General features: G+C 40.7%; 22 protein-coding genes, 1 pseudogene and 1 riboswitch. Of the genes and pseudogenes, 19 read left to right on the forward strand and 4 right to left on the reverse strand.

Going from position 1 to position 26,222, the window contains the following annotated elements; translation table 11 throughout:
* Window positions 1-4: 4 nt before the first annotated feature.
* From ACPUYX_RS03705 to thiC, 5 genes are all read left to right on the forward strand, one after another.
* Window positions 5-319: a sensor histidine kinase gene (locus ACPUYX_RS03705; protein ID WP_426378381.1), complete on the forward strand. Its 315-nt coding sequence runs from the start codon at window positions 5-7 to the stop codon at window positions 317-319.
* Window positions 320-389: 70 nt separating this feature from the next.
* Window positions 390-496: riboswitch (TPP riboswitch) on the forward strand.
* A gap of 83 nt (window positions 497-579) precedes the next feature.
* A complete protein-coding gene (gene thiM / locus ACPUYX_RS03710; protein ID WP_426378382.1) occupies window positions 580-1,401 on the forward strand; it encodes a hydroxyethylthiazole kinase in 822 nt (273 codons plus the stop codon).
* Window positions 1,388-2,029, forward strand: a complete 642-nt coding sequence (thiE, locus tag ACPUYX_RS03715; protein ID WP_426378383.1) for a thiamine phosphate synthase — start codon at window positions 1,388-1,390, stop codon at window positions 2,027-2,029. The genes thiM and thiE overlap by 14 nt, the downstream gene beginning before the upstream one ends.
* Window positions 2,026-2,160 carry a hypothetical protein gene (locus ACPUYX_RS03720; protein ID WP_426378384.1) on the forward strand — a complete coding sequence of 45 codons (135 nt, stop codon included), beginning with the start codon at window positions 2,026-2,028 and terminating at the stop codon, window positions 2,158-2,160. The genes thiE and ACPUYX_RS03720 overlap by 4 nt, the downstream gene beginning before the upstream one ends.
* Before the next feature lie 2 nt (window positions 2,161-2,162).
* Window positions 2,163-3,467 (forward strand): phosphomethylpyrimidine synthase ThiC, encoded by a 1,305-nt coding sequence (gene thiC / locus ACPUYX_RS03725; protein ID WP_426378889.1) that lies wholly within the window; start codon window positions 2,163-2,165, stop codon window positions 3,465-3,467.
* 515 nt (window positions 3,468-3,982) lie between these two features.
* Here thiC and ACPUYX_RS03730 read toward each other — a convergent pair.
* Window positions 3,983-4,165 (reverse strand): annotated as a pseudogene (locus ACPUYX_RS03730) (helix-turn-helix domain-containing protein); the annotation flags it as partial.
* Between the two features lie 324 nt (window positions 4,166-4,489).
* Here ACPUYX_RS03730 and ACPUYX_RS03735 point away from each other — a divergent pair.
* The 6 genes from ACPUYX_RS03735 (at window position 4,490) to ACPUYX_RS03760 (ending at window position 13,001) form a co-directional block, all read left to right on the forward strand.
* Complete coding sequence (locus ACPUYX_RS03735) at window positions 4,490-5,428, forward strand: NADP-dependent oxidoreductase (RefSeq protein ID WP_426378385.1); 939 nt, start codon at window positions 4,490-4,492, stop codon at window positions 5,426-5,428.
* A 444-nt stretch (window positions 5,429-5,872) separates the two neighbouring features.
* Window positions 5,873-7,804: an ammonium transporter gene (amt, locus tag ACPUYX_RS03740; protein ID WP_426378386.1), complete on the forward strand. Its 1,932-nt coding sequence runs from the start codon at window positions 5,873-5,875 to the stop codon at window positions 7,802-7,804.
* A complete protein-coding gene (locus tag ACPUYX_RS03745) occupies window positions 7,794-8,441 on the forward strand; it encodes a response regulator transcription factor (RefSeq protein WP_426378387.1) in 648 nt (215 codons plus the stop codon). Before amt ends, ACPUYX_RS03745 begins: the two co-directional genes overlap by 11 nt.
* 126 nt (window positions 8,442-8,567) lie before the next feature.
* A complete protein-coding gene (locus ACPUYX_RS03750) occupies window positions 8,568-9,779 on the forward strand; it encodes an ammonium transporter (protein ID WP_426378388.1) in 1,212 nt (403 codons plus the stop codon).
* Window positions 9,780-10,295: 516 nt separating this feature from the next.
* Complete coding sequence (locus ACPUYX_RS03755) at window positions 10,296-11,684, forward strand: B12-binding domain-containing radical SAM protein (RefSeq protein WP_426378389.1); 1,389 nt, start codon at window positions 10,296-10,298, stop codon at window positions 11,682-11,684.
* A gap of 90 nt (window positions 11,685-11,774) precedes the next feature.
* Complete coding sequence (locus ACPUYX_RS03760) at window positions 11,775-13,001, forward strand: MFS transporter (protein WP_426378390.1); 1,227 nt, start codon at window positions 11,775-11,777, stop codon at window positions 12,999-13,001.
* Window positions 13,002-13,033: 32 nt separating this feature from the next.
* Here the strand turns inward: ACPUYX_RS03760 and ACPUYX_RS03765 are convergent, their stop codons facing one another.
* A complete protein-coding gene (locus ACPUYX_RS03765; protein WP_426378391.1) occupies window positions 13,034-14,176 on the reverse strand; it encodes an NAD(P)/FAD-dependent oxidoreductase in 1,143 nt (380 codons plus the stop codon).
* 12 nt (window positions 14,177-14,188) lie between these two features.
* On the reverse strand, window positions 14,189-14,632 hold the full coding sequence (locus ACPUYX_RS03770) for a hypothetical protein (RefSeq protein ID WP_426378392.1): 444 nt from the start codon (window positions 14,630-14,632) through the stop codon (window positions 14,189-14,191).
* A gap of 504 nt (window positions 14,633-15,136) precedes the next feature.
* On the opposite strand from ACPUYX_RS03770, the gene ACPUYX_RS03775 reads away from it, so the two are divergent.
* The 5 genes from ACPUYX_RS03775 (at window position 15,137) to ACPUYX_RS03795 (ending at window position 21,280) form a co-directional block, all read left to right on the forward strand.
* Window positions 15,137-16,912, forward strand: coding sequence for a methyl-accepting chemotaxis protein (locus ACPUYX_RS03775; protein ID WP_426378393.1), 1,776 nt, complete (start codon window positions 15,137-15,139; stop codon window positions 16,910-16,912).
* 83 nt (window positions 16,913-16,995) lie between these two features.
* Window positions 16,996-18,222, forward strand: a complete 1,227-nt coding sequence (locus ACPUYX_RS03780) for an anion transporter (RefSeq protein ID WP_426378394.1) — start codon at window positions 16,996-16,998, stop codon at window positions 18,220-18,222.
* A 483-nt stretch (window positions 18,223-18,705) separates the two neighbouring features.
* Window positions 18,706-19,971: a multiheme c-type cytochrome gene (locus ACPUYX_RS03785; protein WP_426378395.1), complete on the forward strand. Its 1,266-nt coding sequence runs from the start codon at window positions 18,706-18,708 to the stop codon at window positions 19,969-19,971.
* Window positions 19,972-19,986: 15 nt separating this feature from the next.
* On the forward strand, window positions 19,987-20,799 hold the full coding sequence (locus ACPUYX_RS03790) for a hypothetical protein (protein ID WP_426378396.1): 813 nt from the start codon (window positions 19,987-19,989) through the stop codon (window positions 20,797-20,799).
* A gap of 139 nt (window positions 20,800-20,938) precedes the next feature.
* On the forward strand, window positions 20,939-21,280 hold the full coding sequence (locus tag ACPUYX_RS03795) for a cupin domain-containing protein (protein WP_426378397.1): 342 nt from the start codon (window positions 20,939-20,941) through the stop codon (window positions 21,278-21,280).
* Between the two features lie 79 nt (window positions 21,281-21,359).
* Here the strand turns inward: ACPUYX_RS03795 and ACPUYX_RS03800 are convergent, their stop codons facing one another.
* Complete coding sequence (locus ACPUYX_RS03800; RefSeq protein WP_426378398.1) at window positions 21,360-22,262, reverse strand: slipin family protein; 903 nt, start codon at window positions 22,260-22,262, stop codon at window positions 21,360-21,362.
* 295 nt (window positions 22,263-22,557) lie between these two features.
* Here ACPUYX_RS03800 and ACPUYX_RS03805 point away from each other — a divergent pair, with 295 nt between their 5' ends.
* The 3 genes from ACPUYX_RS03805 (at window position 22,558) to ACPUYX_RS03815 (ending at window position 26,086) form a co-directional block, all read left to right on the forward strand.
* The gene (locus ACPUYX_RS03805; RefSeq protein WP_426378399.1) at window positions 22,558-23,598 is read left to right on the forward strand and encodes a permease; all 1,041 of its coding nucleotides are present in this window, start codon (window positions 22,558-22,560) and stop codon (window positions 23,596-23,598) included.
* Window positions 23,599-23,799: 201 nt separating this feature from the next.
* A complete protein-coding gene (locus tag ACPUYX_RS03810; RefSeq protein WP_426378400.1) occupies window positions 23,800-24,465 on the forward strand; it encodes an NAD(P)/FAD-dependent oxidoreductase in 666 nt (221 codons plus the stop codon).
* Between the two features lie 475 nt (window positions 24,466-24,940).
* A complete protein-coding gene (locus ACPUYX_RS03815) occupies window positions 24,941-26,086 on the forward strand; it encodes a hypothetical protein (protein WP_426378401.1) in 1,146 nt (381 codons plus the stop codon).
* Window positions 26,087-26,222: the final 136 nt, after the last annotated feature.

The following is a 26,222-nucleotide window of genomic DNA, read 5'->3' on the forward strand; positions in this document are numbered from 1 at the left end:
TTTATTGCTAAACCTTGTTGATAATGCCCTTAAGGCGTCAAAGAGTGGCGACAGAATATCTGTCAGGGTATTCAAAAATGACGAGTCAAAGATATTTCTTGAAGTTAAGGATAGCGGAATAGGGATACCAAAAGAGGAGATACCAAAAGTGTTTGAGCCGTTTTTTATGGTTGATAAATCCAGATCAAGAGCGAATAATGGAGTAGGACTTGGACTCTCTTTATGTGCGGAAATTGCGAAAATTCATGACGCTTCAATAGAAATCGAAAGTGATCTTGGAAAAGGTACCACCATAAAAGTTATATTTAATGGGGTTTGAAATGCGAAACTTAAAATGCGTATGTGATTATTCAAGGTTGATTTTTCGTTATGCTGTAGTATAATTACAAGAAAATACAAAGGGGAGCTTGCGATAAGCAGGCTGAGAGTAAGCTGAATGCTTAGACCCGTAACCTGATTTGGGTAATGCCAACGTAGGGATATACTTAGCAGAGATTACTGCATATATACTTTCATTGGTATGTATGCAGTTTTTTATGTTGACATGCCTTTCAGTTTGTATTTACGAAAGGAGATATTATGATAAAAGAATGTATTGAAAATGTCCGAAAAAATGCACCTCTTGTTCACAATATTACAAACTATGTAACCGTGAACGATGTTGCAAATGTGCTTCTTGCGTGTGGGGGAAGTCCGATCATGTCGGATGATTTGGAGGATGTAGAAGAAATTACTTCCATTTGCGGCGGCCTGAACATTAATATCGGAACGCTGAACAGAAATACAATACCGTCCATGTTTCTTGCGGGAAAGAAAGCAAATGAACTAGGACATAAGGTTTTGCTTGACCCGGTTGGCGCAGGAGCAAGCAAGCTTCGTACAGATACGGCAGTAAAGCTGATGAAAGAGATCAAGTTTAATGCAATCAGAGGAAATATTTCAGAAATCAAGACCTTAGCACTTGGAAGCGGAAGTACGAAGGGCGTTGACGCTGATGTTGCAGATGCCATAACGGAAGCCTCTCTAGATAACACTGTTGCGTTTGTGAAAGTCTTTGCGAAAAAGGCAGGCGGCATCATAGCAGTGACGGGAGCTACTGACCTTGTTACGGATGGAGATAAGTGTTATGTCATCAGAAATGGAAGATCGGAAATGGGCAAAATCACAGGCACAGGCTGTCAGCTCTCCGGAATGATGACGGCCTTTCTTGCAGCCAATCCTGAAAATGAGCTTGAAGCAGTTGCAGCAGCGGTGTGTACCATGGGTCTTGCAGGAGAAATTGGATGGAGCAATATGCAGCCTTCTGATGGAAATGCTACATATCGGAACAGAATTATTGATGCCATCTATAATATGGACGGAGAAACACTGGAAAAGGGAGCAAGGTATGAAGTGCGATAAAAAGGATTTGTTATTGTATGCTGTTACGGACAGGTCCTGGCTGGGTGATGGGACTCTCGGAAGTGTGGTGGAGAAGGCGCTGAAAGGCGGTGCAACCTTTATACAGCTTAGGGAAAAAGAACTGGAGTATGGAAAATTCCTTGAGGTAGCAAAAGAGATAAAAAGCTTGTGTAAAAACTACCATATCCCCTTGATCATCAATGATAATGTTGATATAGCTGTTGCTGTGGATGCAGATGGAGTCCATGTAGGGCAAAATGATATGGAGGCAGGCAATGTACGTGAACTGATAGGCAAGAATAAAATTCTTGGAGTATCGGCACAGACGGTGGAACAGGCAGTATTGGCAGAAAAAAGAGGCGCGGATTATTTAGGAGTCGGGGCTGTATTTCCTACCGGCTCCAAGGCTGACGCTGAGGATGTGAGCTCTGAAACCTTAAAGGAAATCTGTAAAGCTGTCAGTATTCCTGTCGTGGCGATTGGCGGTATCAGCAAAGATAACGTAATGGAATTATCAGGTTCCGGAATATGCGGAATAGCCATAATCAGTGCAATCTTTGCGCAGATAGACATTGAAAAGGCCACATCTGAGCTCAAAGGATTAACCGAAAAGATGGTGACGGCATGATTACGAGTACATCTTTGATCAGGATGTACTTTATCAGTGCCATTGCTTCGGCTCTTGCTAAAAGCATAGATCTGGAAAAAGGAAGCGAACCGCTTAACCACGCATGGAATACTAATGAGGGGAAGAAATGACAATGAGGGAATATGCAACGCAGATGGAAGCTGCAAGAAAAGGAATTATTACTGAAGAACTGAAAAAAGTAGCCCAAAAAGAGCTGATGACGGTTGAGGAACTGAAGCTGTTGGTTGCAGCAGGAAAAGTGGTAATATGTGCAAATAAAAATCATAAATGTATCGATCCGCAGGGAGTGGGCTCCATGCTGAAAACAAAGATCAATGTAAACCTCGGCGTCTCAAAAGACTGCAAGGATTATGATATGGAAATGGGAAAAGTGATGGAAGCAGTTAATATGGGGGCCCATGCAATTATGGATTTATCATCACACGGAAATACAATTCCTTTCAGAAGAAAGCTTACAGCGGAATGTCCGGCTATGATAGGAACGGTGCCGGTATATGATTCTGTAATCCACTATCAGAGAGATTTAAGCACCCTTAAAGCAAAAGATTTCATTGATGTAGTAAGGTTTCACGCCGAGGACGGGGTTGATTTTGTAACCTTGCATTGCGGTATTACCAAGAAAACTATAGAACAGATTAAAAAGCATAAAAGAAAAATGAATATAGTATCCAGAGGAGGCTCTCTGGTATTTGCATGGATGTGCATGACTGGTGAAGAGAATCCTTTTTACGAGTACTACGACGAAATTCTTGATATATGCCGTGAATATGATGTGACAATATCATTAGGCGATGCCTGCAGGCCGGGATGCCTTGCAGACGCTTCCGATGTGTGTCAGATTGAGGAACTTGTGCGGCTTGGTGAACTAACCAAAAGAGCCTGGGAAAAGGATGTCCAGGTAATGGTGGAAGGACCGGGCCATATGCCGATTGATCAGATTGCTGCCAATATGAAAATCCAGCAGACTATTTGCAATGGGGCACCATTTTATGTATTAGGGCCACTGGTAACGGATATAGCACCTGGCCATGACCATATTACATCAGCAATCGGGGGTGCCATTGCAGCTTCAGCTGGTGCAGCTTTTTTATGTTATGTGACACCTGCAGAGCACCTGGCACTGCCGAATTTAGAGGATGTAAAGCAGGGCATTATTGCCTCCAAGATTGCTGCCCACGCAGCAGACATTGCCAAGGGTGTAAGAGGGGCAAGGGAGATTGATGACAGGATGGCAGATGCAAGAAGAGTTTTTGATTGGGAAGCACAATGGGAATGCGCGATTGACCCGGAAACGGCAAAAAAAATCCGAGCGGATAGGAAGCCTGAGCATGAAGATACCTGTTCCATGTGTGGAAAGTTTTGTGCGATAAGAAGTATGAACAAAGCACTTGCAGGAGAGCATATCGATATTTTGTAGTTAAGGATTCGTGCGTCTTATATTTAAAAGTTTAGTTGATAAAGAGAATGAAATTTGCGGAAAATCTTCAAAATTTTTAGTAGCGGCTGTAGCTGTTATTTTTATAATCATAGGTTCCTTGACAGTATTTAGTCCACTTTATTGCACAGGCCTAGTTATTCTGCCTGTGCTTTTAGGCTTTTATGGCGCATAGACTGTTAATGTGATTTCAAACCCGACATATTGACAACTCTAAGCATGTTGATGTTACTTCATAGTGAGTATTTTTTCAGAAGTAAAATGTACAAATATATTCAATGCGTTGGTTGAGAAGTCTTTCTCGCCAACGCATTTTTATTATGAGTTAAAGAGCGGATTGAGGGTGAAGGGGATGACAATTTGAAAAGAATTATTTCTTAATCGGAACTCAATACTCACATCTGTATTCTGGAGAGCGCATATCACCTTCTGGATAAACCTCAAGCCCTGGTGTGTTACAATCATGCTGATATCCAGTAGCTGGAACCACTCTGAATATACCCTTTTGTGAAGGCTTCTGGCGTTTCATAGCCATACCTATAGGCTACATCGATAATCTTTTTGCCGGATAAAATATCCTGTACAGCGAGTGTAAGCCTTCTTCTGCGCACATATTCAGCTATCGTAACACCGGTTATCAAATGATACATACGCTGAAAGTGAAACGGGGACGATAAGGCAAATCCAAATAAATGAATCGAGCAGGAGAGGGTGGCTAGTGAGATGGGACTGGGTTTTTCTCGAAGATTGACAAAGCTCATAAAAAGATAAGTTAAATCCTAATAGGATTGTTGAGGGCGTTAGTTATTGGTATTTCAAGAATTTGACCATACTTTAAAAAAACGGGGTCAAATTGAGAACGGAAGCAATACCTTTTATATTTTAGTGACAAGTTACGAAAACAATATATTGTAATTTATAACGCAATATGGTAATATGAATTTTGCAAATTACAATATCTTAATAATGTAACTTGCAGTATCAAAGTTAAAGGAGAATTTTTTATGTGTAATTTTGTAAGCAGAGCGGTTCAGCTCGAGTCATTCGGCGGTCCTGAGGTCCTCAACATCCGAGAAGTACCCGTGCCGCAGGCTGGATCTGGGCAGATTCGGGTGCGCGTCACCGCGGCCGGACTGAACCCGATGGACTGGTTCATGACCTCCGACCCAGACACCGCCACTCGATTCGGCTTGAGCCTGCCTTCCGGGTTTGGAACCGACTATGCTGGGATAGTGGACCAGGTTGGTGACGGTGTGACCGAGTTCGCGGTCGGCGACCGAGTGTTCGGCGGAGCTCTATCCCGAGCGGTAGCCTCCTACGTTGTAGTAGACGTGGCAGGGACCATCGCGGTGGGTGGCGACGCGCACCACACCCCCGACGGTGTCGACGATCGCACTGCCGCCACCCTTGCTATCGCGGGCTGCACGGCCTCCGCCGCCCTCGCCGTGATCAACCCCGGCCCGGACGACACGGTGCTCATTGGCGGCGCGGGAGGCGGGGTCGGTGTGTTCGCCGTTCAGCTCGCTCGGCTCGCGGGCGCGCGAGTGATCGGAACGGGATCGGCGACCTCGGCCGATGCCCTGCGTGCCCTCGGGGCAGAGCCGGTCACATATGGCGACGGCATGGTCGACCGACTCCGCGCCCTGGCTCCCGCCGGCGTCACTGCGGCGATCGACCTATATGGGACAGACACTATGCAGGCGGCACGAGAACTTGGCGTTCCGGACGAGCGTATCACCACCATCGCTGCACAGGTCAACGGGATCACGCCGGCAAACGGTGCTAATGCTGCCCCTGGCGCCATAGATGAGATTGCTCGCCTAGTCGCGGCGGGTCAGCTCCGTGTGCCCATCGCAGCAAGTTTTCCGATGGAGCAGATCCGCGCGGCGGTCGAGCTTCAAGCCGGCCGGCACGTGCACGGCAAGATTGTCATCGACATCTAGGTGTTGTTCCAGGACCTTGTCGTCGTTAGCTCGGCTGGTCAGGTCATCTACCTATAGGGCTTGCGTTTACTACTCATGATGATCAAAAGTGTGGGTTAGATGATTAAACTTAAATAGGAATATCCCTTTAAATAGGAGCATCCCTGTTCTACCCCTTACAGGAATGCTCCTGTATTTTTCTCACATATTTTCGATATTGAATCAGAGGTTTTTTTCTATGCCAATGTGGAAGAGGAACTTGTTTGTCTGCTGGTTCGGAATGTTCGTCACGGATATTTATTAAATTGCTGGAGATAATAATGGACTATAATGATTTCGGATGTTTAGTGAAATGCTTCCTGATAAGCGAAATATAAAGCGAAATGTAATCTTACTAATCCATTCCATTACATAGATAATCTTTTTGTGAATTTTTAATGGTTATGCTGGAGTGAAATATAAGACATGAGTATTAATCATTTATGGATTATTGTCAGTGCATGTTTTGTTTTCTTTATGCAAGCTGGGTTTGTATGTTATGAAGTTGGCTTCATTCAATCAAAAAATGTAATTAGTGTAGCTATTGAAAATATCATTACATTTGTCATTACAACTTTAGTTTATTGTTTTATAGGATTTGCACTTATGTTTGGAAACAGTCATTGGGGGCTTTTTGGCGGTGATTTCTGGTTTCTCAATAACCTATCTCATGCGCATAATTCTCTAGGCTTTGTTTTTGTATTTTTTGAATTAATGTTTGCTGGAACAGCGGTAACTATTGTATCTGGGAGTATGACGGAGAGAACTAGACTTTTACCTCTATTAATTGCCGACGTTTTTCTGGCAGGATTTATTTATCCTTTATATGGGCATTGGGTGTGGGCAGATATGTTTACCAATCAGTCAGCTTGGCTAAAGCAGTTGGGATTTATGGATTTTGCAGGAGCCACAGTCGTACATTGCACTGCGGGCTGGGTTTCTTTAGCAGGAATCATCATTGTGGGGCCGCGCAAGGACAAATGGGATGCTAATGGTAAGATTAAGAAATTAGGGAGATCGAATATACCTTTTGCTGTGCTCGGAACATTTATTTTATGGTTTAGTTGGTTCGGGTTTAATGGGGGAAGCCTTTTGGAATTTAATGACAGAGTTGGGCTAATCCTCTTAAATACTAATTTTTCGGCAGCAGCAGGTGTTGCCGGCGCTATACTGACAACCAGTATCTTCATTAAAGATCATAGTTATATGGAAGCTGTTTTTTCGGGTGCCTTGGGTGGATTAGTGGCGATAACGGCTGGTTCTAATTATCTTTATCCATCTCATGCGGTTATGGTAGGTTTTATCTCAGGGTCGGTCGTTATATTAGCTAGCTTATTGATTGAAAAACTGGGACTAGATGATGCTGTGGGTGCAGCACCTATACACGGTTTTGGAGGTGCTGCAGGAACCATATTATTAGCTTTATTCACTCCAGCAGAATTTCTTGGAGGCCAAACACGTATAGTTAAGATTCTAGTTCAATTAGCAGGGGTAATACTTAATTTTGTTTGGGCTTTTGGTTTAGGACTGTTATTGTTTTATACAATCAAAAAAACAATTGGCTTACGGGTAACTGAAGAAGAAGAGGACAAAGGGTTAAACATTGTTGAATTTGCTGATATTTATTCATGGCAAGACTATTTGAAGATGACACATTTTGAAAATTTAACACAAGATCTCAACCTTAAAATTCATGCTCAAAATCAATTATTGCAGAAACAGGCTAAACTTTTGGTGGAAACGCAGGAGCATGAACGGCTTAAGTTGGCTAGAGATATTCATGATGGGGTTGGGCAATCCTTGGCAGCTTTAAAATTACAATTGGGTATGGTTGCCAATAAGGTTAAAACTGAGTACAAAGATAATAGATTAAGTAGTCAGGTCGAAGGAACTGTTAACCTTGCAACCCAGACTATTGAGGATATTAGGGCTGTGCTATTTAATTTGAAACCAGCTTTTTTAAGTGAAAAGGGTCTTAGTACTGCAATTGAAGTTTTAATAAAGAATTTTGAAAAAACTACAGGGATCAAGTCAGAATTCAATTTATTAACGGAAATGCCGTCTTGGGAGGATGCTGCGATCTTGAATATTTATCGAGTAATTCAGGAATGTTTAACAAATATCTTAAAACATGCTCAGGCAACCATGGTAAACGTTAATTTTGTAGGGCTTAAAAGGAATTTGTATTTGTTTCAAGTCAGCGATAATGGAGTAGGTTTTGAAGCTGATGGAGTGCATACTGGATTGGGATTGAATTCGATTCAGGAAAGATTACAAATGCTGGGAGGGAGACTTCAGATTATAACGGCAGAAGGCCAAGGAACTTCATTGATGATGGAGGTGCCTTTTGAAGATTAAAGTATTTTTAGCAGATGATCATAAAATACTCCGAGAATCATTACTTATTTTACTCCAACAAGAAAATGATATAGAAATAATTGGCGAGGCCCCTGATGGGCAGACGGCACTGCATGAGATTCTGCGTTTAAAACCGGATATAGCTATACTTGATATTTCCCTACCCCGGCTTAATGGTCTGGAAGTGGCTGAACGGATTAAAAGAGATTGCCCAGAAATAAAAGTAATAATCTTAACAATGCATAAAAATGAAGAATTTGTAGCTCGGGCCTATCAGTCTCATGTTAGTGGCTATGTTTTAAAGGATAATGCTCTCGAAGAATTATTAAAGGCAATTAGAATAGTACAAGCAGATGGAATATATCTTTCGACAGATATTACTTCTACTGTCGTAGCCGGCTTTGTAAAGAATTTTAATCTTAAGAAAAGAGAGCCAGATGAACTTATTTCTTCAAGAGAAAGAGAAATAATCCAACTTCTTGCTGAAGGAAATAGTAACAAACAAATAGCCACCATGTTAAATTTGAGTTTAAAAACTGTGGAAACTCATAGGTCTAATATAATGCATAAAATGGAATTTAAAAGCCTTGCGGATTTAGTTTTATACGCAGTTCGAAATCATATAATTGAGGTATAATTTAATTGAGTGAAAATTAAATACAGTGAAAATTGCCGCCTAATACAGTAAATCCCGTATTAATTAATCCTTCGTTTTAGTTTAAGATTTATTTGACTTTAATAATTAATAAATGGGAGGATTATAATGATTAATACAGGGGATACAGCTTTTGTTTTAATAAGTGCCGCTTTGGTATGTCTTATGACCCCGGGTTTAGCATTTTTTTACGGTGGCCTGGTACGAAAGAAGAACGTATTGACAATCATGATTCAGAACTTCGTTTCTATGGGAATCGTGACAGCCATTTGGGTCCTGGGAGGATTTAGTCTAGCCTTTGGTAAAGATTTTCATGGTATTATTGGTAATTTACAATATTTTGGTTTAAGCGGAGTGGGCATGACCCCAAACCCGGCTTATGGGCCAACCATACCTTTCCTGGTATTTTTCTTTTATCAAGAGATGTTTGCCGTAATTACGCCAGCTCTGATTACTGGAGCCTTTGCCGATAGAATAAGTTTTAAAAGTTATCTCAAGTTTTTAGTATTATGGAGTATTTTTGTCTATATACCTGTGGCCCATTGGGTCTGGGGTGGGGGCTTTCTGGCCCAAATGGGGCTTGTTGATTTTGCAGGCGGTATTGTTGTTCATGTTACTGCTGGAATTGCTGCTTTGGCCTCAGTGTTTTTTGTCGGGAAACGAGTTTTGCAACCAGGAGAGAGTACTGCGCCGCATAACATTGCCTTTGTTGCTTTGGGGACAGGACTTTTATGGTTCGGTTGGTTTGGGTTTAATGGCGGCAGTGCGTTAGCTGCTAATGGTATTGCAGCAACAGCTTGCGTCAATACTGATATTGCAGGTTCCCTGGCAATGATCGCCTGGCTTATCATATCTTGGATTCATGAGAAAAAACCAACCATGTTAGGTGTTCTTACTGGTGCAGTTGCCGGCTTAGCAACTATCACGCCTGCTGCAGGCTATGTCCGGCCTTGGGGAGCTGCTATCATCGGTTTACTGGCTGCAGGCGTTTGTTATGCAGCTGTTCAAATACGCATAAAACTTGATTGGGATGATGCTCTGGACGTATGGGGAGTGCATGGAGTCGGCGGTATTCTTGGATCTATTCTGGTTGGCGTATTTGCTATATCTAGCGTAAATCGTACGAGCGGTCTTCTTCAAGGAAATCTGCACCAATTTTTAATTCAATTATTAGGGGTTGCCTTCACGGCTCTTTATGCTTTTGGTGTAACTTATCTTATCTTAAAAATCATAAATGTTTTCGAATCTGTGCGTGTGCCTAAGGAAGTGGAAATAAAGGGATTGGATGTCACTCTGCACGGCGAAACAGCTTATTTGTAACGATATAATTCAATAAAGTCAGCCAGAGCTTAATGTTCTTGGCTGATTTTTTTACTATTAGTGACAACTAGAAATATTAATACGACAAAAAGCGGAGGTGCATCGTTAATTTGTATCAATTACCGAGTCATTAGACAGTCGAGACGAGGGAACTAATACCCCTGATGAATTAACAATAAAGAAACACCAACCCACGATCTAGCCAACAGCAGGGACTAAAAATCGTCAGGATGTTCCGTGTTTTACGGAAGTCTGGCGATTTCGATTTTCGCAGATTATTTTCGCGGTCTTGGGAGGAAAAATAGGAAACATGTGGAATTTGTAAATTGTTAGCTCAGAAATGTCATAATTTAGGCTAGAGACATTTTCTTTTCCCAGCAGGCGAGTGTCAAGTTTCTGCTTGGTGGGGTCTGCCTGAGGTGGCACTTCTAACCGGAGCGGTGGGGCAAGAGGGCGGAATGGGTTAAATGATCGATTAGTTTATTTGTATGTATAAATTGAATGGAGGGCTTTGACATGCACGTTGCATTCCGGAAAATCATGCTCATAAACCCACCTGCGGCGCTCCGTCTCTGGGAGCCGCACAGCGAAAACCTTGGTCTCGGTTACTTAGCTGCCGTTCTCAGGCAATTGGGATACCAGGTGATTATCCTTGATGCGTCACTTTTCCGGCTCGATGTGTCCGCAACTCTTAAACGTATCCAGGACCAACAGCCGGATGTAATTGGTTTTCGCCTGCTCGATGTTACCATGCCATACGCGATCGACCTGGTGTCGCGTCTGCGTCGCCAGGGCTACTTGGGGCATATTACGGCGGGTGGGCCGGCTGCCACGATGATGGGGTCGGAGGTTCTTAATTTTGTCCAAGGCCTAGACAGCCTCATGGTGGGGGAGGGTGAGGAGACGCTGCCCGAGCTACTGGCGGCCCTCAACTCATCCGGCTCCCCGAAAACCTCCGGAGATTCTTTCTCAAGGATACTCGGGCTGTGTTATCGTGAAGGTGATGTGATTCGGACCAACGGACCTCGCCCTCACATAGAGAATCTCGACGCGCTACCTTTCCCGACGCGGGATACGCTCCCGCATATCCTCAGATGGGGCCGTCTGCCAATGATCATCTCCTCTAGGGGATGCGACGGTCACTGTGTCTTTTGCTGTCCGGCTGCAATGAATGCCAAGTCGCCCGGTTCAAAGTGGCGTCCGCGCGGCGCGGGCAACGTCGTCGATGAGATGGAGGATCTGCAGCGGCGCTACAACGTGAACCATCTGGATTTTCTGGATGATAATTTCTTCGGCGGCGGTGAGGTAGGGATTCAGAGGGCTTGGGATTTTATCGAAGAATTGCGGCGGCGTGGCCTGCGGTTCAAGTTTTCGGTAGAGTGCCGGGTTGATAACGTAGAGGAAGATCTCTTCAAGGCTTTGCGTGACGTTGGGTGTGTGGAGGTTCGCTTGGGCATCGAGTCAGGAGTGCAACGTATCTTGGACCGTTATGGCAAAGGGACAACAGTCGAGCAAAACCGTGAGGTTTTGCTCAAGCTCAAAGAGTGGGGATTGCCGGTCAAAATCGGGTTTATCCCGTTTGACCCGACTATATCTTTTACGGAACTCTTGCAAAACGGAGAGTTCCTTCGCTCGGTTGGTTACCCCGAAGCTTTCAACTATAACAAGATCGAGGTTGTGGTCGGTACTCCTTTGGAACGCCTGTTCGAGAAGGAAAGACGGCTTACCAAGCCCAAGCCGTGGATACGTGATTACACGTTTGATGACCCGGCTGTGGCCTTAATGTGGAAGGTAGTTCAGGGTTATGTGATGATCAAGAGGGGAGCCTTACAACTTGCTGATGGGTGTAAAGTAGGACTGGCTGACCTACATGCTTTGCTCCGTGGGGAGAGAGTCGGGAGTTGAATCCATGTCCTATTGACCTGACGTGGAACTCCCCTAAACAAGTAAGGAGAATCTAATTAGGAGCAAATTCAGAACATAGAGGGGTTATTCATGTTCAAAAATTTATTAGAACCATTTAAGTATAAACAAATTAGTGCTTTATTAATTGGACAATTAACTTCAAAATTTGGTGACTCAATAATGAAATTAATGTTGCCCCTTATTGTTTATTCAATTACTGGTTCCTTGTTATCAATGGGATTAATTATGTCTATAATGATAGTTCCTGAAGTTTTCCTTCTTCCCGTGACAGGGATTATTGTAGACAGGTATTCGCGTAAAAATCTTATGATTCTTTCTGATGTCATTCGTTTTCTTCTTCTCTCAATTTTAACAATTTTGAGCCTTTGCGGACTTTTAAACATTTATGCCATTTATTTTTATGCCTTTGTTTCAGGTATAGTTAACAGTCTGTTTGAACCAGCATACTCCGCTCTGAAAGCTCAAATATTCAAGGAAGACATTCGAAATTCCGCCAATGCTCTTTCGGAAATTTCTAATCAGTTTGTTACACTTTTGGGACCAGTAATTGGAGGAATATTTGCAAGCCTTCATATCTATTCGTTAGGATTTGGAATCGATGCTTTAACGTTTTTAGGTTCTGTATTAAGTCTTCTTTGTATTAAAGTTTATCGGGAAGCTGAGAAAGAGAAAGAGCCTAAGTTCTCATTACACGTTTTTGGAGCAGAATTAAAAGAAGGATATTATGAGATTAATAAACACGACTTTATCAAAATAACAATTTTTGTGGGCGCATTTGTAAATATAATAATCTCTAGTTTTGTTAATATCAGTCTTCCATACTTTATGAAAAATATTTTAAATCTTCCTGATTTTTATTATGGAATTGCGATGTCATTTTTTAGTATTGGGTCTATTTGTATGGCAACTTTTTTGGGTTCTCGCAATCAAATTAATAAAAGAGGCATAATGACTTATATGTGTTTTGGCTTAATAGGCTCTTTCATCGCCGGATTATTGCTGTTCAAGAATGTTTTCGCGCTTATTTTGTGTTTAATGTTAATGGGAGTAACAGTTACATTAATGATGTTAATTTGGTATAGCTCTATGCAAGAACTCATTTCAGAAAAGAATTTTGGAAAAGTTTCCAGCTTAGATAACTTCGGCTCGTTTACTTTATTACCTGTTGGCTATATTTTAGTTGGGTACACTTCCCAAAAAATAGGAATTTCTCAAACAATGCTTATTGAGTCATTATTTATGATGGCTTTTGGATTTCTGATGATATTCAACTCCAAAATAAGAAAATTTGACTAGAGAATAAAGAGACATTAACCCACGCTGAGACGCTAAAACCATCGTTTAAACCAATATTTTTCAAAAGCTAATTTTGCATAATAAGATAATTTTGAAGGACGTAATAAAGTAACATAAGGTTGAGGTTTCTTATAATAATGAACTGTTGAATACCGGGCTCGACTGAACCCAGTATTCATAATGCACAAGCCTTTCCCATCATAACGAAATTTGGGTTTTAATCCTCGTGAAATTTGACGAATGTTTTTTGCTACTACAACTGCTTGGGCATGTGCAAAAGATCCTGCTTTCGGAGCATAGGCACCTAATACTGGTAACCTGATCGCTGTTGCATCTCCAATTGCATAAACACCAGGATAACCTGTTTCCAGAGTTAATTGATCTACTTCAATGTATCCGCTTTTGTCTACCAAGTCTGTATTACGTATTACTTTAGGGGTCCAATGTGAAGCTATACCAAGCAAAAGATCTGAGGGAATCTTTGTATCGTGATCTAATATTAATAAGTTCCTTTCAACTTTTATAACTTTGGCCTCAGTAATCAATTCAATATCCTTATCTTTCAACATTTTTCTTACACTTTGACCAACTTTTGGTGGAGCTATAGGTTCTGGTGAAAAGTCTGGGGTAACTATAGTGAGTTTGATTTTATGGCGAAGCCCACGTTGACGGAAGAGCTGATCAAGAAGAAACATCATTTCATAAGGAGCTGGGGGGCATTTGTAAGGTAAGCTGGAAATAAAAAATACGATCTGGCCGGAAGTGAAATTCTTTAATCTTTGGTTTATTTTCACCACGTCATTAAAATCGTAAGCATTATAAGCGAACTCACTAAATCCTGGTACAGTTTCCGGATGGTACTCTACACCGAGAGATATAATGAGATAGTCATATTCTAGTCGTTCCCGATTAGTAGTTACCAAATGTCCGATAAGATCGATATTTTCAATTTCCCTATGTAGAACTTCGATTCTCTTTTTTTCTAAAATACTTAATTGCCGGGTTATTTTTGAGGGCTTCTTTTCTCCGATCATTAAGCGAGGAAAAGAAGGAGTGAAATAGTGGTTTGGTTCCCGGTCAACTAAAGTTACCTTCATTGAAGACCCCATAGAATTTTTTAAAGCATTAGCAGCAACTATTCCACCAATTCCGCCACCAAGAATCAGGGTTTTCATAAGCTCACCTCTTTAATTAAGTTTTCCCTTAAGCAGAATCTTATCCACTTTACTTGTCCGTGGCCGTTCGATTTCCTGTACTATTTCAATTGCTTTTTGGGCCTTGATTTGAGACGCTTTATCGGTAGTAATTTTGCCGCTTATTATTGCCTTATTGATGTGATTATCAAAATCGGTTTGAAGTCTTTGCGATAAAGTTTTTGTATCAATTCCTTTAGCATAAGCAATCTGAGCCAAGGTTTTCCCGGAATTCAATTCTTGACTTAGTGTGTTAGCATCAATGCCTAAAGCATGGGCAAATGCCAAAAACTTGCCTTCCGCTCCATGTTGATGAACTGTGCAGATTTGATAATAAGGAATCTGAGAGGTTACCTGGGTAGTCATAATAACCCCTGAGCTTAACGCCAGAATGAAAATATTTATTAGACCCCAAAAAGTAATTTTATTTAGACACATATGTTGACCTCCCTATATAAGAAGTTCCGGCAAGTAATTAAACCGTATTATTTTGCACCATTTTAACTAGAAATATTTATTTATAGGTTGGTCAAAAATGCTATTTTAACTACGTTAGCAATTCATCCCCTCCCTCAAATCGTCGCAACGATTAGGGAGGGGATGAATTGCGTCATCTCAACAAATTATTGTCTCTTCATTGCAGTATGATAAACTTATTGGGAATTGTTATAGTATAAAAAAGCTCTCTCCTTAAATTGGAGAGAACTTTTGGTGCCGGCTAAAGAGCATATGAGGCCAATTTTAATTAATTGTATATTGTGGAGGAATATTATGAAATATGTCGAATATTGACCTGAAAACCATAGGGTCTGTTTTTTTATGGCAGATCTACAAAAGGTAAGTTAGGTTTTCTTCAAACGCAGCTATGTCTTAAGTTCATGATAGATATAAGCTACAATAAGCTTGAAAATAACATAATGTTAGATAACAGGAGGAAAAAATTTGAAGAATAGCCGCAGCAAGAATAGTAAAGGGATTGGTGTCAGATTATCTTTATTGCTAGGATTTGTTTTAATTTATATCCTAGGCTCTAGCTTTTTTTCTTTTGCCAATTTTGAAAGCCTTAATAAGCTAAACCTAGATAATGCACAAAAAACAATGGCATTTACTAATATGGTTAACGAATCAAGACAGGCTCAAGTTGAATTTAAAAAACAAGTACAAGATTGGAAGGATACGTTAATAAGAGGTAATGACCCAGAATCTTTCCAAAATTACTACACCCAGTTTCAGCAAGAGAATAATATTGTTCAAACTCTTTTGGCAGAGCTTAAAGTAGATATGGCTAAACAAGGGATGAGTACCACTTCTGCTGATGCCTTATTAGCGAATCACAAAGAACTTTTTGGAAAATATACTTCAGCCATCAAAAACTACGATAGGAGTAACAGGGAAAGTTTACATATTGTTGATGGGCTTGTGAAAGGTATTGACCGAAAACCAACGGACGATATGGATTCATTGGTGAATCAAATTGTCGCAAAAACGAATTCACAAAATGAAGCCATGGTAAAACAGACGGATATTAATGCCAATAGTTTTAGAAAGGATTTAGCAGTAATAGGTGGGCTCGGCATATTCTTAGCTATTGTACTATCGGTTCTCCTATTTTCCACTTACAGGGGAATTGTAAAATCTATAGGACAACTAAATACGCTTATGGATAAAGCTGGGGGCGGGGACCTTACTATAAGGGGCGAGATCTATAAAAAGGATGAATTAGGTCAGCTAACCGAAAGTTTTAATCAATTCATTGAAAGTATCAGAGGCTTGCTTAAAAAAATACTGCAGGACTCGAATCAATTAAATACAGAGAGTAAAACCATTTCATCGTCTATTAGAGAAATTTCTACCCAAACTCAGATGGTAAATGCATCGACTCAAGAAATTGCTGCAGGCATGGAAGAAAACACTGCAGCGACGGAAGAAGTGAGTGCGTCAAGCCAGGTTATATTAGATTCTACCAAGCAACTCTTTGATGTAGCCGATAAAGGTTTAGAACACACACGTGAAATCAAGGAACGAGTTCAAAATCTAAAAACCGATACTGTAAATTCAGCTAATCTTAGTAAAGAAATTTATACCCAGAAACAAGAGCATATCTTAAGGGCCATTGAAAGTGGCCAAATCGTTAACGAAATTACCAATATGACAGATATTATTTCTAATATTGCGAGCCAAACTAATTTATTAGCTCTGAATGCCGCGATTGAGGCTGCTAGGGCAGGTGAGAGCGGCAAGGGTTTTGCTGTTGTAGCAGAAGAAGTTCGTAAACTTGCGGAACAATCGGCTAAAACGGTTTCAAGCATTCAAACAATTACTAAAGAGGTCCAAACAGTATTCGGAAATCTCTCCGAATATGCACAGGATCTGTTGGATTATATTAATGGGCCAGTAACTAATGACTATGTACAGATGGTTGAGACAAGTTTGCAGTATGATGTAGATATGGACTTTGTATATGAGTTAATCCAGAAATTCGAATCAAATGCTGAGGAAATTTCTACTTCAATTGAGCAAGTTTTAAGGACTATTGAGTCAGTTGCTGCATCGACAGAGCAAAGCGCTTCGAATTCAGGACAAATCTCAATAAGCATGAATGATACAGCAAAAGCCATTGGAAATATTTCCAAGATAGCTGAGGAACAAAGTGATTTAGCTGAAGAGCTAAACCAAATGATCAATAAGTTCCAGATCTTTGGAACATCTAACCTTTAATTTCCTTGGACAACCTTTTTTGGCGAAAAAACCAGTTTCGGTTTTTTTGCTTGTTAGCCATTATAGAAAGAAAGTGCCGAATTTTGATTATTTCTGGATTGATTCTAACGATTTCTATGCTGGTTTTTGCTTTAGGAAAAAGCCCGTTGTTTAGAGTAGATCGTGCCGGAATTGCAATTATTGGTGCTGCTCTAACAGTTGGAACAGGAGTAATGAGTTTCGATCAGGCGGTCCAGGCCGTAGATTACCGGACGATAGTCCTTTTATTCTCAATGATGATTATTACGTCCTACTTAAATATGTCGGGATTCTTTCAACTAGCCGGAAATCAGTTCCTAAATCGTTTGCATAGCAAAAATCAATTAATGTTTATGATCATTCTTATAACAGGTATATTGTCTGCCTTCTTTATTAACGATATTATCTGTTTAATCTTAACCCCGATTGTAATCATGATTACCAAGCAGGCAAAGTTAAATCCCACACCTTACTTACTAGGAGTAGCAACCGCTTCGAATATAGGCAGCGCAGCCACCTTAATTGGTAATCCTCAAAATATCCTAATTGGCAGCCTTTCACACATCAATTTCGGTTGGTATATGGCACTGGCAATTCCACTCACACTCTTAGGACTTGGACTTATTTACGTTATGCTTCGTTGGATGTACAAAGGGGAACTGAGCGGTCACCTTCCAGAGGTTCAGCCGATGATGGGGGGAGTGCATGGATATTTAGTCAAGAAGGGTTTAGTTGTTGTATTTCTAGTTTTGCTAGGGTTTTTAATGGGATTTGATCCAGCGGTTGTTGCCAGTCTAGGAGCAGCATATTTGCTCATAACTCGTCGAATTAAACCGAATAAAATATACATCGGTATAGACTTTAATCTTTTAGTCATATTCATAGGATTATTTGTAATCATTGGTGGTATCGAGCATAGTGGCTTGCTCATGTTACTTATTCATATGCCATGGATGAAAAGTATCCAAAGTTTATGGGTATTTTCAATGTTGACTGTGATACTTTCCAATATTATTAGTAATGTGCCAGCTGTAATGCTGCTGAAATATCTAGTTCCGCTGCATATGGGACATATTTGGTGGGCTTCATTGGCTATTTTCAGCACATTTGCAGGGAATCTGACACTGACTGGTTCAATCGCCAATTTGATTGTCGCAGAGCTTGCTAAAAAGGAAAATGTGGAGATTAATTTTATGACCTATTTGAAAATAGGGCTTCCTTTGACAGTTATCATGGTGTCGGCTGCACTTGCATATTTTACAATTATAACGAAAGTATTCCATACTGTTTAAGTACGTTTTGGATTCGTAAAAAGACAACTCATCTGTAAAAGGGCTGGATGATAAGGTTTTCATTCAACCCTTTTGTTGTCGGGGTGTTCCATAGATAAGTAACCTTTTGGGATATTTCGGAAAGAAATTTATTTAGTGATCTAAATCACATATCAATGATAGAATTTAGTTTATGATTAATTGATAGGAAAATCAGGACAGTTGAGAGAGTCTTATGTTTGGGAGGGAGGTCAGCAACTAGTAAGAAAATCAAAAGTTATAGGAAAAAAGGAGGGGGAGTTATGAAATCATGCCGCGATCAGTCACTTAGAATCAACTGTCGAAAATTGACGAAAAATTATGATTAAAAATAGGCAGGAATTGAAAATTACTTAGAGAATTCAAAATATAATCGTACTTATTCTTATTTAAAACACATAGTCATTACCAAAAAGCACCCACTATTAATGGAAAATTACTTATGAGGAGGGGATTGGCCTAACAATGAAGCCGACTTCAAAACGTATGATTACTCTGTTAGGGATGGGAACTGTTCTTGTATGTGCTCTATTATTCTTAACCTACCATTACATCGTTGGCCCTAAAGGACTAAGTACGAGTGTGCCGTCTTTGAGTGCGGTTGCAACCGGAGACAATAAGGCTTGTGTAGAATGTCACCAGAAAGAAAATCCGGGAGTTATCAAACAATATCATGACAGCGAACATTCCAGTCGTGGAGTTCAATGTCTCGATTGCCACAAAGCAGTGAAAGGGCAAGATACATTAACGAAACAGCATTACAATGTTGCAATTATCTCTAAACCAACACCTAACAATTGCGCCCAATGCCATGCAACCGAAGTGAAACAGTTTGAGGCAAGCAATCATTCTGCAAAATCATGGTATGCGGTCCAAGGAGCAAAAAATTTCACTTCGGAAGAACTGGCTAAATATCATTTACTCGATGCTAATGGCAAGCCTCTCAATGGGGGCAATGCTAATGCCGTTTATAATCTCATCGGCAAAGATGCTAGTGCTCAATCTTGCGAGGTTTGCCATGCTGTTGGTCAAAAGAATAGTGACGGTAGTTTTGGGGATTGCACAAAGTGCCATTTAAGGCATACTTTTGATGTGGCACAAGCCCGCAAACCGGAAACATGTGCCCAATGCCATCTAGGCCCCGATCATCCGCAGGCAGAAATATATAACGAATCGGCTCACGGAACTTATTATCAAGCAAATCAATCAAAATATAATATGGACGCACCTCCTGGAACATTGACTGTCAATGATTTTCCGGCTCCAACTTGCGCCACCTGTCATATGTCGGCCTTTGGCAGCGTTCAAGGAACTCACGATGTAGGCCAGCGCCTAAAAGATAACCTAACTCCTGAAATTGCTTCACTGCGCAAGGATGGGGATGTTCACCAACAAACGATGAATTCAATTTGCCTTAATTGTCATGTCCAGTCGTTTATCAATGACGTCATGAGCAAAGCGGACAAAACCATTGCCCTTTCCAATCAAAATGTCCAGAAGGGTAAATCGATTGTCCAAGATCTGCGCAATTCTGGTTTGCTAGGCACCAAGCCCTTTGGAACTCCGATCGACTTTGAATATTTCGAACTATGGCATCATGAAGGCCGTAGAGCAAGGTTCGGAGCCGTTATGGGAGGAGCAGACTATGTAAATTGGAATGGAATTTATGAGCAAGAAAAAGCATTAGTTGAAATGCAATCACAGGCCGATGCTTTGAAAGCGAAGCATTAGGGGAGGATTGGAGATATGATCCGTCGGTTCTATCAAATAGCTATTCGCTATAAAACCTCTCTATTGCTTGGTATGATGGCTATAAATTTTCTGCTAACGGGCGTTGATGTCCTCATTGCCCACTCCCAAAACAATTTTTTTCGTTGGGAACTAATTCCCCTAATTTATACCCCGCTTGCAGTTCTAGCCATTCTTGCCCAACTCATTTTTGCCTCTAATAGAGGAGTAAAGAGAGTCTTTCAGGGAGTTATGTGGTTAGGTGTTGTTGTTGGTGTTTTAGGGACTTTTTTTCACATCTCGGGAAACGCCACTTTCAGCCGCGAGAGTTTGTTTCGACTATTAGTCGAGGGCTCTCCGGTCGCTGCTCCAATCGCTTTTGCGGGGATTTCCAGCTATGCCTTGGTGAGTGAACGTTATCGAGGAACGGCGAGACGATCAAGATTATTGATGCTGGTTGCTCTTGGCTTTTTAGGTGCGGTTGTCGCGGCATTTTTAGATCATGCACGCCTTGCTTTTATACCGGTCTATACTCTAATCCCGATCATTTCTGGCTCACTTGCCACAATTGCCTGTTTCTATGTGGCATATTATCAAATAAACACTACAGAAACTTATCTTTATTTAACCATCGTAACACTTAACCTATTCGTAGGTTTATTGGGGTTCGGGTTCCACGTCATGGGTGATTTAGCAGGAACTCAGAGTATTGTCTGGGCAAGAATCATGTATCGAAATCCATTACTAGGCCCCTTGCTATTTTCTAATCTTGCATTTTTGGGTGGACTAAGCCTGCTGCCAGAAAACGAAGAAATGTTTTTATTAAAATGATGCCTTTTTCAGCTTCTCAAGTAGAGTGCTCAATATCTTCAATAATTTTTGGTTACTAATCTATTATTTGCTTCGTTTAGAACATATTTTATGATTCATACTATTACCTAAGTAGAATTTTAAGCGGAGGGTTACAGCTATGACAGAACATTTTATTAAGAATATTGATTTTTCTAAGGCTCTGGCAATGGAAACATTGGTTCAATACACTGAGGGCCAGGTTGTAAGCAGAACTCTGACCCAAGGGAAATCCCTAAGTATTACGCTATTTGCTTTTGCTGAAGGGGAAGAAATTAGTGCACATTCCTCAAGTGGAGACGCCTTGGTCTATCTTCTTGACGGAGAGGCAGAAATTACGATTGGGGAAGAAAAATTTTCTTTAAAAAAAGGAGAGACAATAGTCATGCCAGCCGGCGTCCCACACGCGCTGCTGGCGGTCAAGAAATTTAAAATGATCTTGATTGTTGTATTCACCCAATAAGTAATTAAAAATGGTTGGTTTTCATCTATGGCCGATGTGACCAATGAAAGGCTCTCTTTTTAGTAGAAGGAGAGCCTTTTTATTCGTTAGAATCTTTAACCGTTGAAGCAAGGCTTGTTAAACCGGAGACTGCGCCAAGCCCCATCGTTTCTACAATGGAAGAGGGTACTATGACCATAGCTCCTTTTTCCTTGATACCCTCATATAAGATATTCATTGCCCGCAGATGTAAAGCAACGGGATTATTCTCATAAGATTTGGCGGCTTCAGAGAATTTAGCTGCAATTTCTGTCTCAGCAGTCCCCAAAATGATTCTGGCTCGACGTTCCCGTTCGGCCTGAGCTTCCCGGCTCATGGCATCCTGTAGCCCTGATGGCAATACGACATCCCGTATTTCAACAGCGTTGACAACAATACCCCAGGGCTCAGTCCTCTTATCAATTACCTCTTTTAGTTCACGATCAATTCTTTCCCTGTCAGAGAGCATTTCAGCTAAATTTGTTCGACCAATAACATCTCTTAAAGCTGTTTGCGCTGCCCAAAAAATAGCATCTCTATACTGAGCAACTTCTAACGAAGCTTTCTTAGCATCTACCACGGTCCAAAACAACACAGCATCAACGTCAACGGGCACCGTATCTTTTGTTAGAGTTTGTTCGGCCTTAAAAGTTGTGGTAATCGTACGGTGGTCAATCCAGTTACTTACAGAGTCGATTATTGGAATCACAAAGAACATACCTGGTCCAGCTAAGTGACTAAACTTACCAAGACGAAGGATGACAGCTTTCTCCCATTGATTAGCGACTTTTACACCATACCCAACCAAAAGGGCTAAGATAACCCCAATTATTATCCAGCCCAGCCATCCAGTTATAAACCAAATCAAGCCGCCGGCTAAAAGGAAAATAAATCCTAATAACATAGATAGAGGGCTGGGTCCACGGAAATCAAATATGGGGAGGTTTACATTTTGATTAGGCATTGCCAAAACACCTTCCTAACAATCGTAGATTTCTGTACTAAGGGTATTTTGCACAACTTTCTTTATTTATATGGGCGGTTTTTGCTTGAATAACCCTATTGGAACTAATATTTATAAAAACAAAGCAGCAGTGAATGAACTGCTGCTTTGTCTTTGACTGTTAAAAATTATGAGCTAGGAAATTAATGAGTAATATTATATAATGCTTCAGTGATGCTTATATATGATTAAAATATTATTGGAGAGAAAAAGCATCATCAGAGAACTATAAATGGGAGGAGACATTGAAGTACAGATGAATCAAAAAACCAGAAATTATTTACCTTATGTTTTGTTATTAGCAATTATATTTTTAGTTGGTGTATGGTATGTAAAATGGAATCCTTATTATCACAAGGCTTTTTTGGCGGCTGCTAAACATTCCATTGGGGATTCTATTGTTTCGGGTAAAGCCGCGGCTCCTCCAGCCCCCTCCTGGACAGCAGCCTGGAATTATACTATTACCTATTTTAAGGCAGTGTGGCAAGCCATTATTTTAGGACTCTTGTTAGGGTCTTTAGTACAGGTATTATTACCAAGGGATTGGATTTATAAAATCTTTGGGGGAACTAATGTTAAGAGTACAGTGCTTGCAGGGGTTGCAGGAATTCCATCCATGATGTGTACATGCTGCTCGGCTCCGGTCGTCGTCGGTCTGCGGCAAAGGAAGGCTTCCATTGGAGCGGCTCTGGCTTACTGGCTTGGGAATCCTGTGCTTAACCCGGCAACTATTATCTTTATGGGCTTTGTACTTTCTTGGAAATTGGCTCTTTTTAGAATTGTGGTTGGAATTATTATGGTTTTTGGGATCGGATACTTCGCTAATAACTGGGTAAGAGATAATGAGACCATGGAGCATTTCGTAACAGATGATCTAACAGACGAAGCGCAAGGGAATCTTTTTAGACAATGGATTAAGGCTCTGTTACCTTTAATTCGAGATACGCTTCCTGCTTACTTCATCGTTGTCGTTATTCTAGGGGCTATTCGTGCCTGGTTATTTCCGGCAATAGGCACAGAGTGGGCTGACAGTGTCTTAGCAGTAATTGGACTTGCCATAGCCGGAACTTTGTTTATCATACCAACTGCAGGAGAAGTGCCTATTGTACAATCACTGATGGCCTTTGGTTTAGGTATTGGTCCCGGGGCCGCTTTACTCATGACGTTGCCAGCAGTTAGTTTGCCATCTCTAATTATGGTCAAGCGGGTCTTCCCAACGAAAGTTCTTCTTTTTGTAACAGGTGCTGTAATGTTTATTGGTATAATTAGCGGTGTTGTGGCAATGTTGATATTTTAAGGGTGTTAATATAAATTCACATATAGAAAAATATCAGAGGTTATGCTTTTCATTTTCTGAGAAGTATAACCTCTTATTAATGAAACGTTACTGCTATTAATATGATTCTAGTAGTTTTACATTATTTTTGGTTTTAGAAGGATTGGACGTATCTTTACCGAATTAGAAGTATTTGATACAACCATATTTGGAGGGTTTACTATGTCAGAGCAGAATGCACCAAAAGGAGCTTTTATTCAAAGGGATAAAGAAACGTATGCTATTGTTCCACGAATCCCGGTCGGGGTGGTTACTCCTGAAGTATTAGAAAAGATCGCGAGTGTTGCCAAAAAATACGAAATTCCAATCATTAAGATTACTTCCGCTCAGAGGATTGCTTTAGTAGGAATGAAACCTGAGATTGTCGAATCAGTGTGGGAAGAGTTAGGGACCGGTATTGGACCAGCAGTTGAGAAATGTGTTCATTATGTTCAGGCCTGCCCAGGTACTACTGTTTGCAAATTTGGGATTCTTGATTCTCTTGGTCTGGGAATGCGGTTGGAGGAACTTTTAGTGGGAGAAGAACTCCCCGCAAAAGGGAAAATAGGTGTATCCGGTTGCCCCTTATGTTGCGCTGAGAGTTTTGTACGTGATTTTGGCATTTTTGGAAAGCGAACGGGTTGGACCTTTGTGTTTGGGGGGAATTCAGGCAGAATTCCTCGTATTGGTGATGTCATCGCTGAAAATTTAAGCGATGATCAGGTAGTCGAATTGACTGAAAAGTGCTTAGAATATTATCGGGAAAATGCGAAACCTAATGAGAGAACTGCTCGATTTATGCAGCGCATTGGAATTGAGGAATTTAAAAAAGCTGTATTAGTAGAATAGTAAACTTTCGCCCTGCTAACCGAACAGTTTTATACCCAACTGGTTCACATCCGGCCATGTTCAGTAACATCATAGAATTTGATAAACTAGCCCATTGATTCATTAGAATAGAAAAAAGAAGATTTATAAAGGAAAATCATATATTGGCAAATAGTTTATGCGTTGGTAAGAAGTAATGTTTCTCGCCAACGCATTTTGGTTGTAAAAGTAAAAGATTATTTACAAAATGTTTTCTTGACATTAAGCCAGAATTTGGAGTATGGATTGGGTTTTTATTTGACTATATACTGTTGATATGACGATACATGTAAATTTCTTGGCCGCTCAAATAAGTTCATAATAGTGAACTCGTTCAGATAAAACTGAACATCGGGGCTTCACTTGGGGACTCTACCTCACCTGAAGTTTACGAAGGACCCACCCCCACTTATAGAAGTGGGGGCATTAAAAACTGGATAAATAATGGGGTTGAATTATGACGTCAAGAAGAACTTTCATTAAAATGATCGCCGGGACAGCCGCAGGCTTATACTCTTTTGGATTGTTTTCATTCAAGAATGGCCCAGTTGAAGTTCTCACTCAGAAATCTGCTACTCAGAAATCTGTTTCAGTAATTGCTTCAGAATCCAAACCACATTATTTACCCCAAAGAGTACTGAACAATTCACTAATTAATGCATCTAATTACTTGGATACCCCAACGTACGATCATTCTGGCCAAGCTGTTCATCCAAGTATCATTGATTTTAAAACTGAATATGAAATGGAGACCTGGGGTAAGTTTCGCTATTGGATGGCACTTACTCCGTATCCGAATTTTAATAGTGCTCTCGAAAATCCAAGCATTTTGGCAAGTATGGACGGGATAAACTGGGTTAATCTCCCTGGTATAAAGAACCCTTTAGCTCCGAAGCCCTTCGGGATTTTGGACAAAAATTATAATTCCGACCCTGAATTGGTCTATGATCCAGGGGATAACACACTGATTTTATACTGGCGTGAATATAGTAATAACGCTTTTGAGAAAATATGGGCAAGAAAAATAAGTTCAACACATGAGTTAAGTAATAAAGTCCTTTGTTTTGAAAAAGCTTGGGACTTTACAAGAACAGGTTTAGTCTTATCTCCTACCGTTTGGCGTAAAAGTGCTCATGAATGGTATATGTGGACTACTGATTCGCGATTTACAATGTATCTGTATACTTCGAAAAACGGCATGATATGGAGTGAAGGTCAGCCTTGCCGTGCTCCCTGGGATACATGGAATGGGGGATATATTCCTTGGCATATAGCGGCCAAGCCTAATTATCCCGAGCAAAGGATTGAGTTCTTAATAGCAGGATGGCCTAAACGAGAAACTATTAATAATTGTCAATTGTTTTATGCAACTGCACCAATGGCACAACCTAAAGAACTTAGTATCCCTTTTGAGAGGGCCTTAATTGCATCCAGCTCAGGGCAGAGGTGGGATAATGGATACATTTATCGGAGCAGTTTTGTTATAGAGCACGGAGATACAACGAAATTACGTATCTGGTATTCGGCCTGCTCAAAGAAAAAAGTTTGGCATATCGGTTATACAGAAGGAACTTTAGATAATAAGACGTTCCAAAGTGTCTAAGTATTTACCTAATAGGAAATAATATGCAACTCGCCTGCTGCCTTGGCAGCAGGCTTTTTAACCCTAAACTTTCAGTAACCTTTCAGGTATTACTCATCTTCTTTTAAGTTTTATTCTCCATAATAACAAAGTAATA

Origin of the sequence: Desulfosporosinus sp. SYSU MS00001, assembly GCF_049943955.1 — a bacterium.
In the GTDB taxonomy this organism is placed as follows: Bacteria; Bacillota; Desulfitobacteriia; order Desulfitobacteriales; family Desulfitobacteriaceae; genus Desulfosporosinus.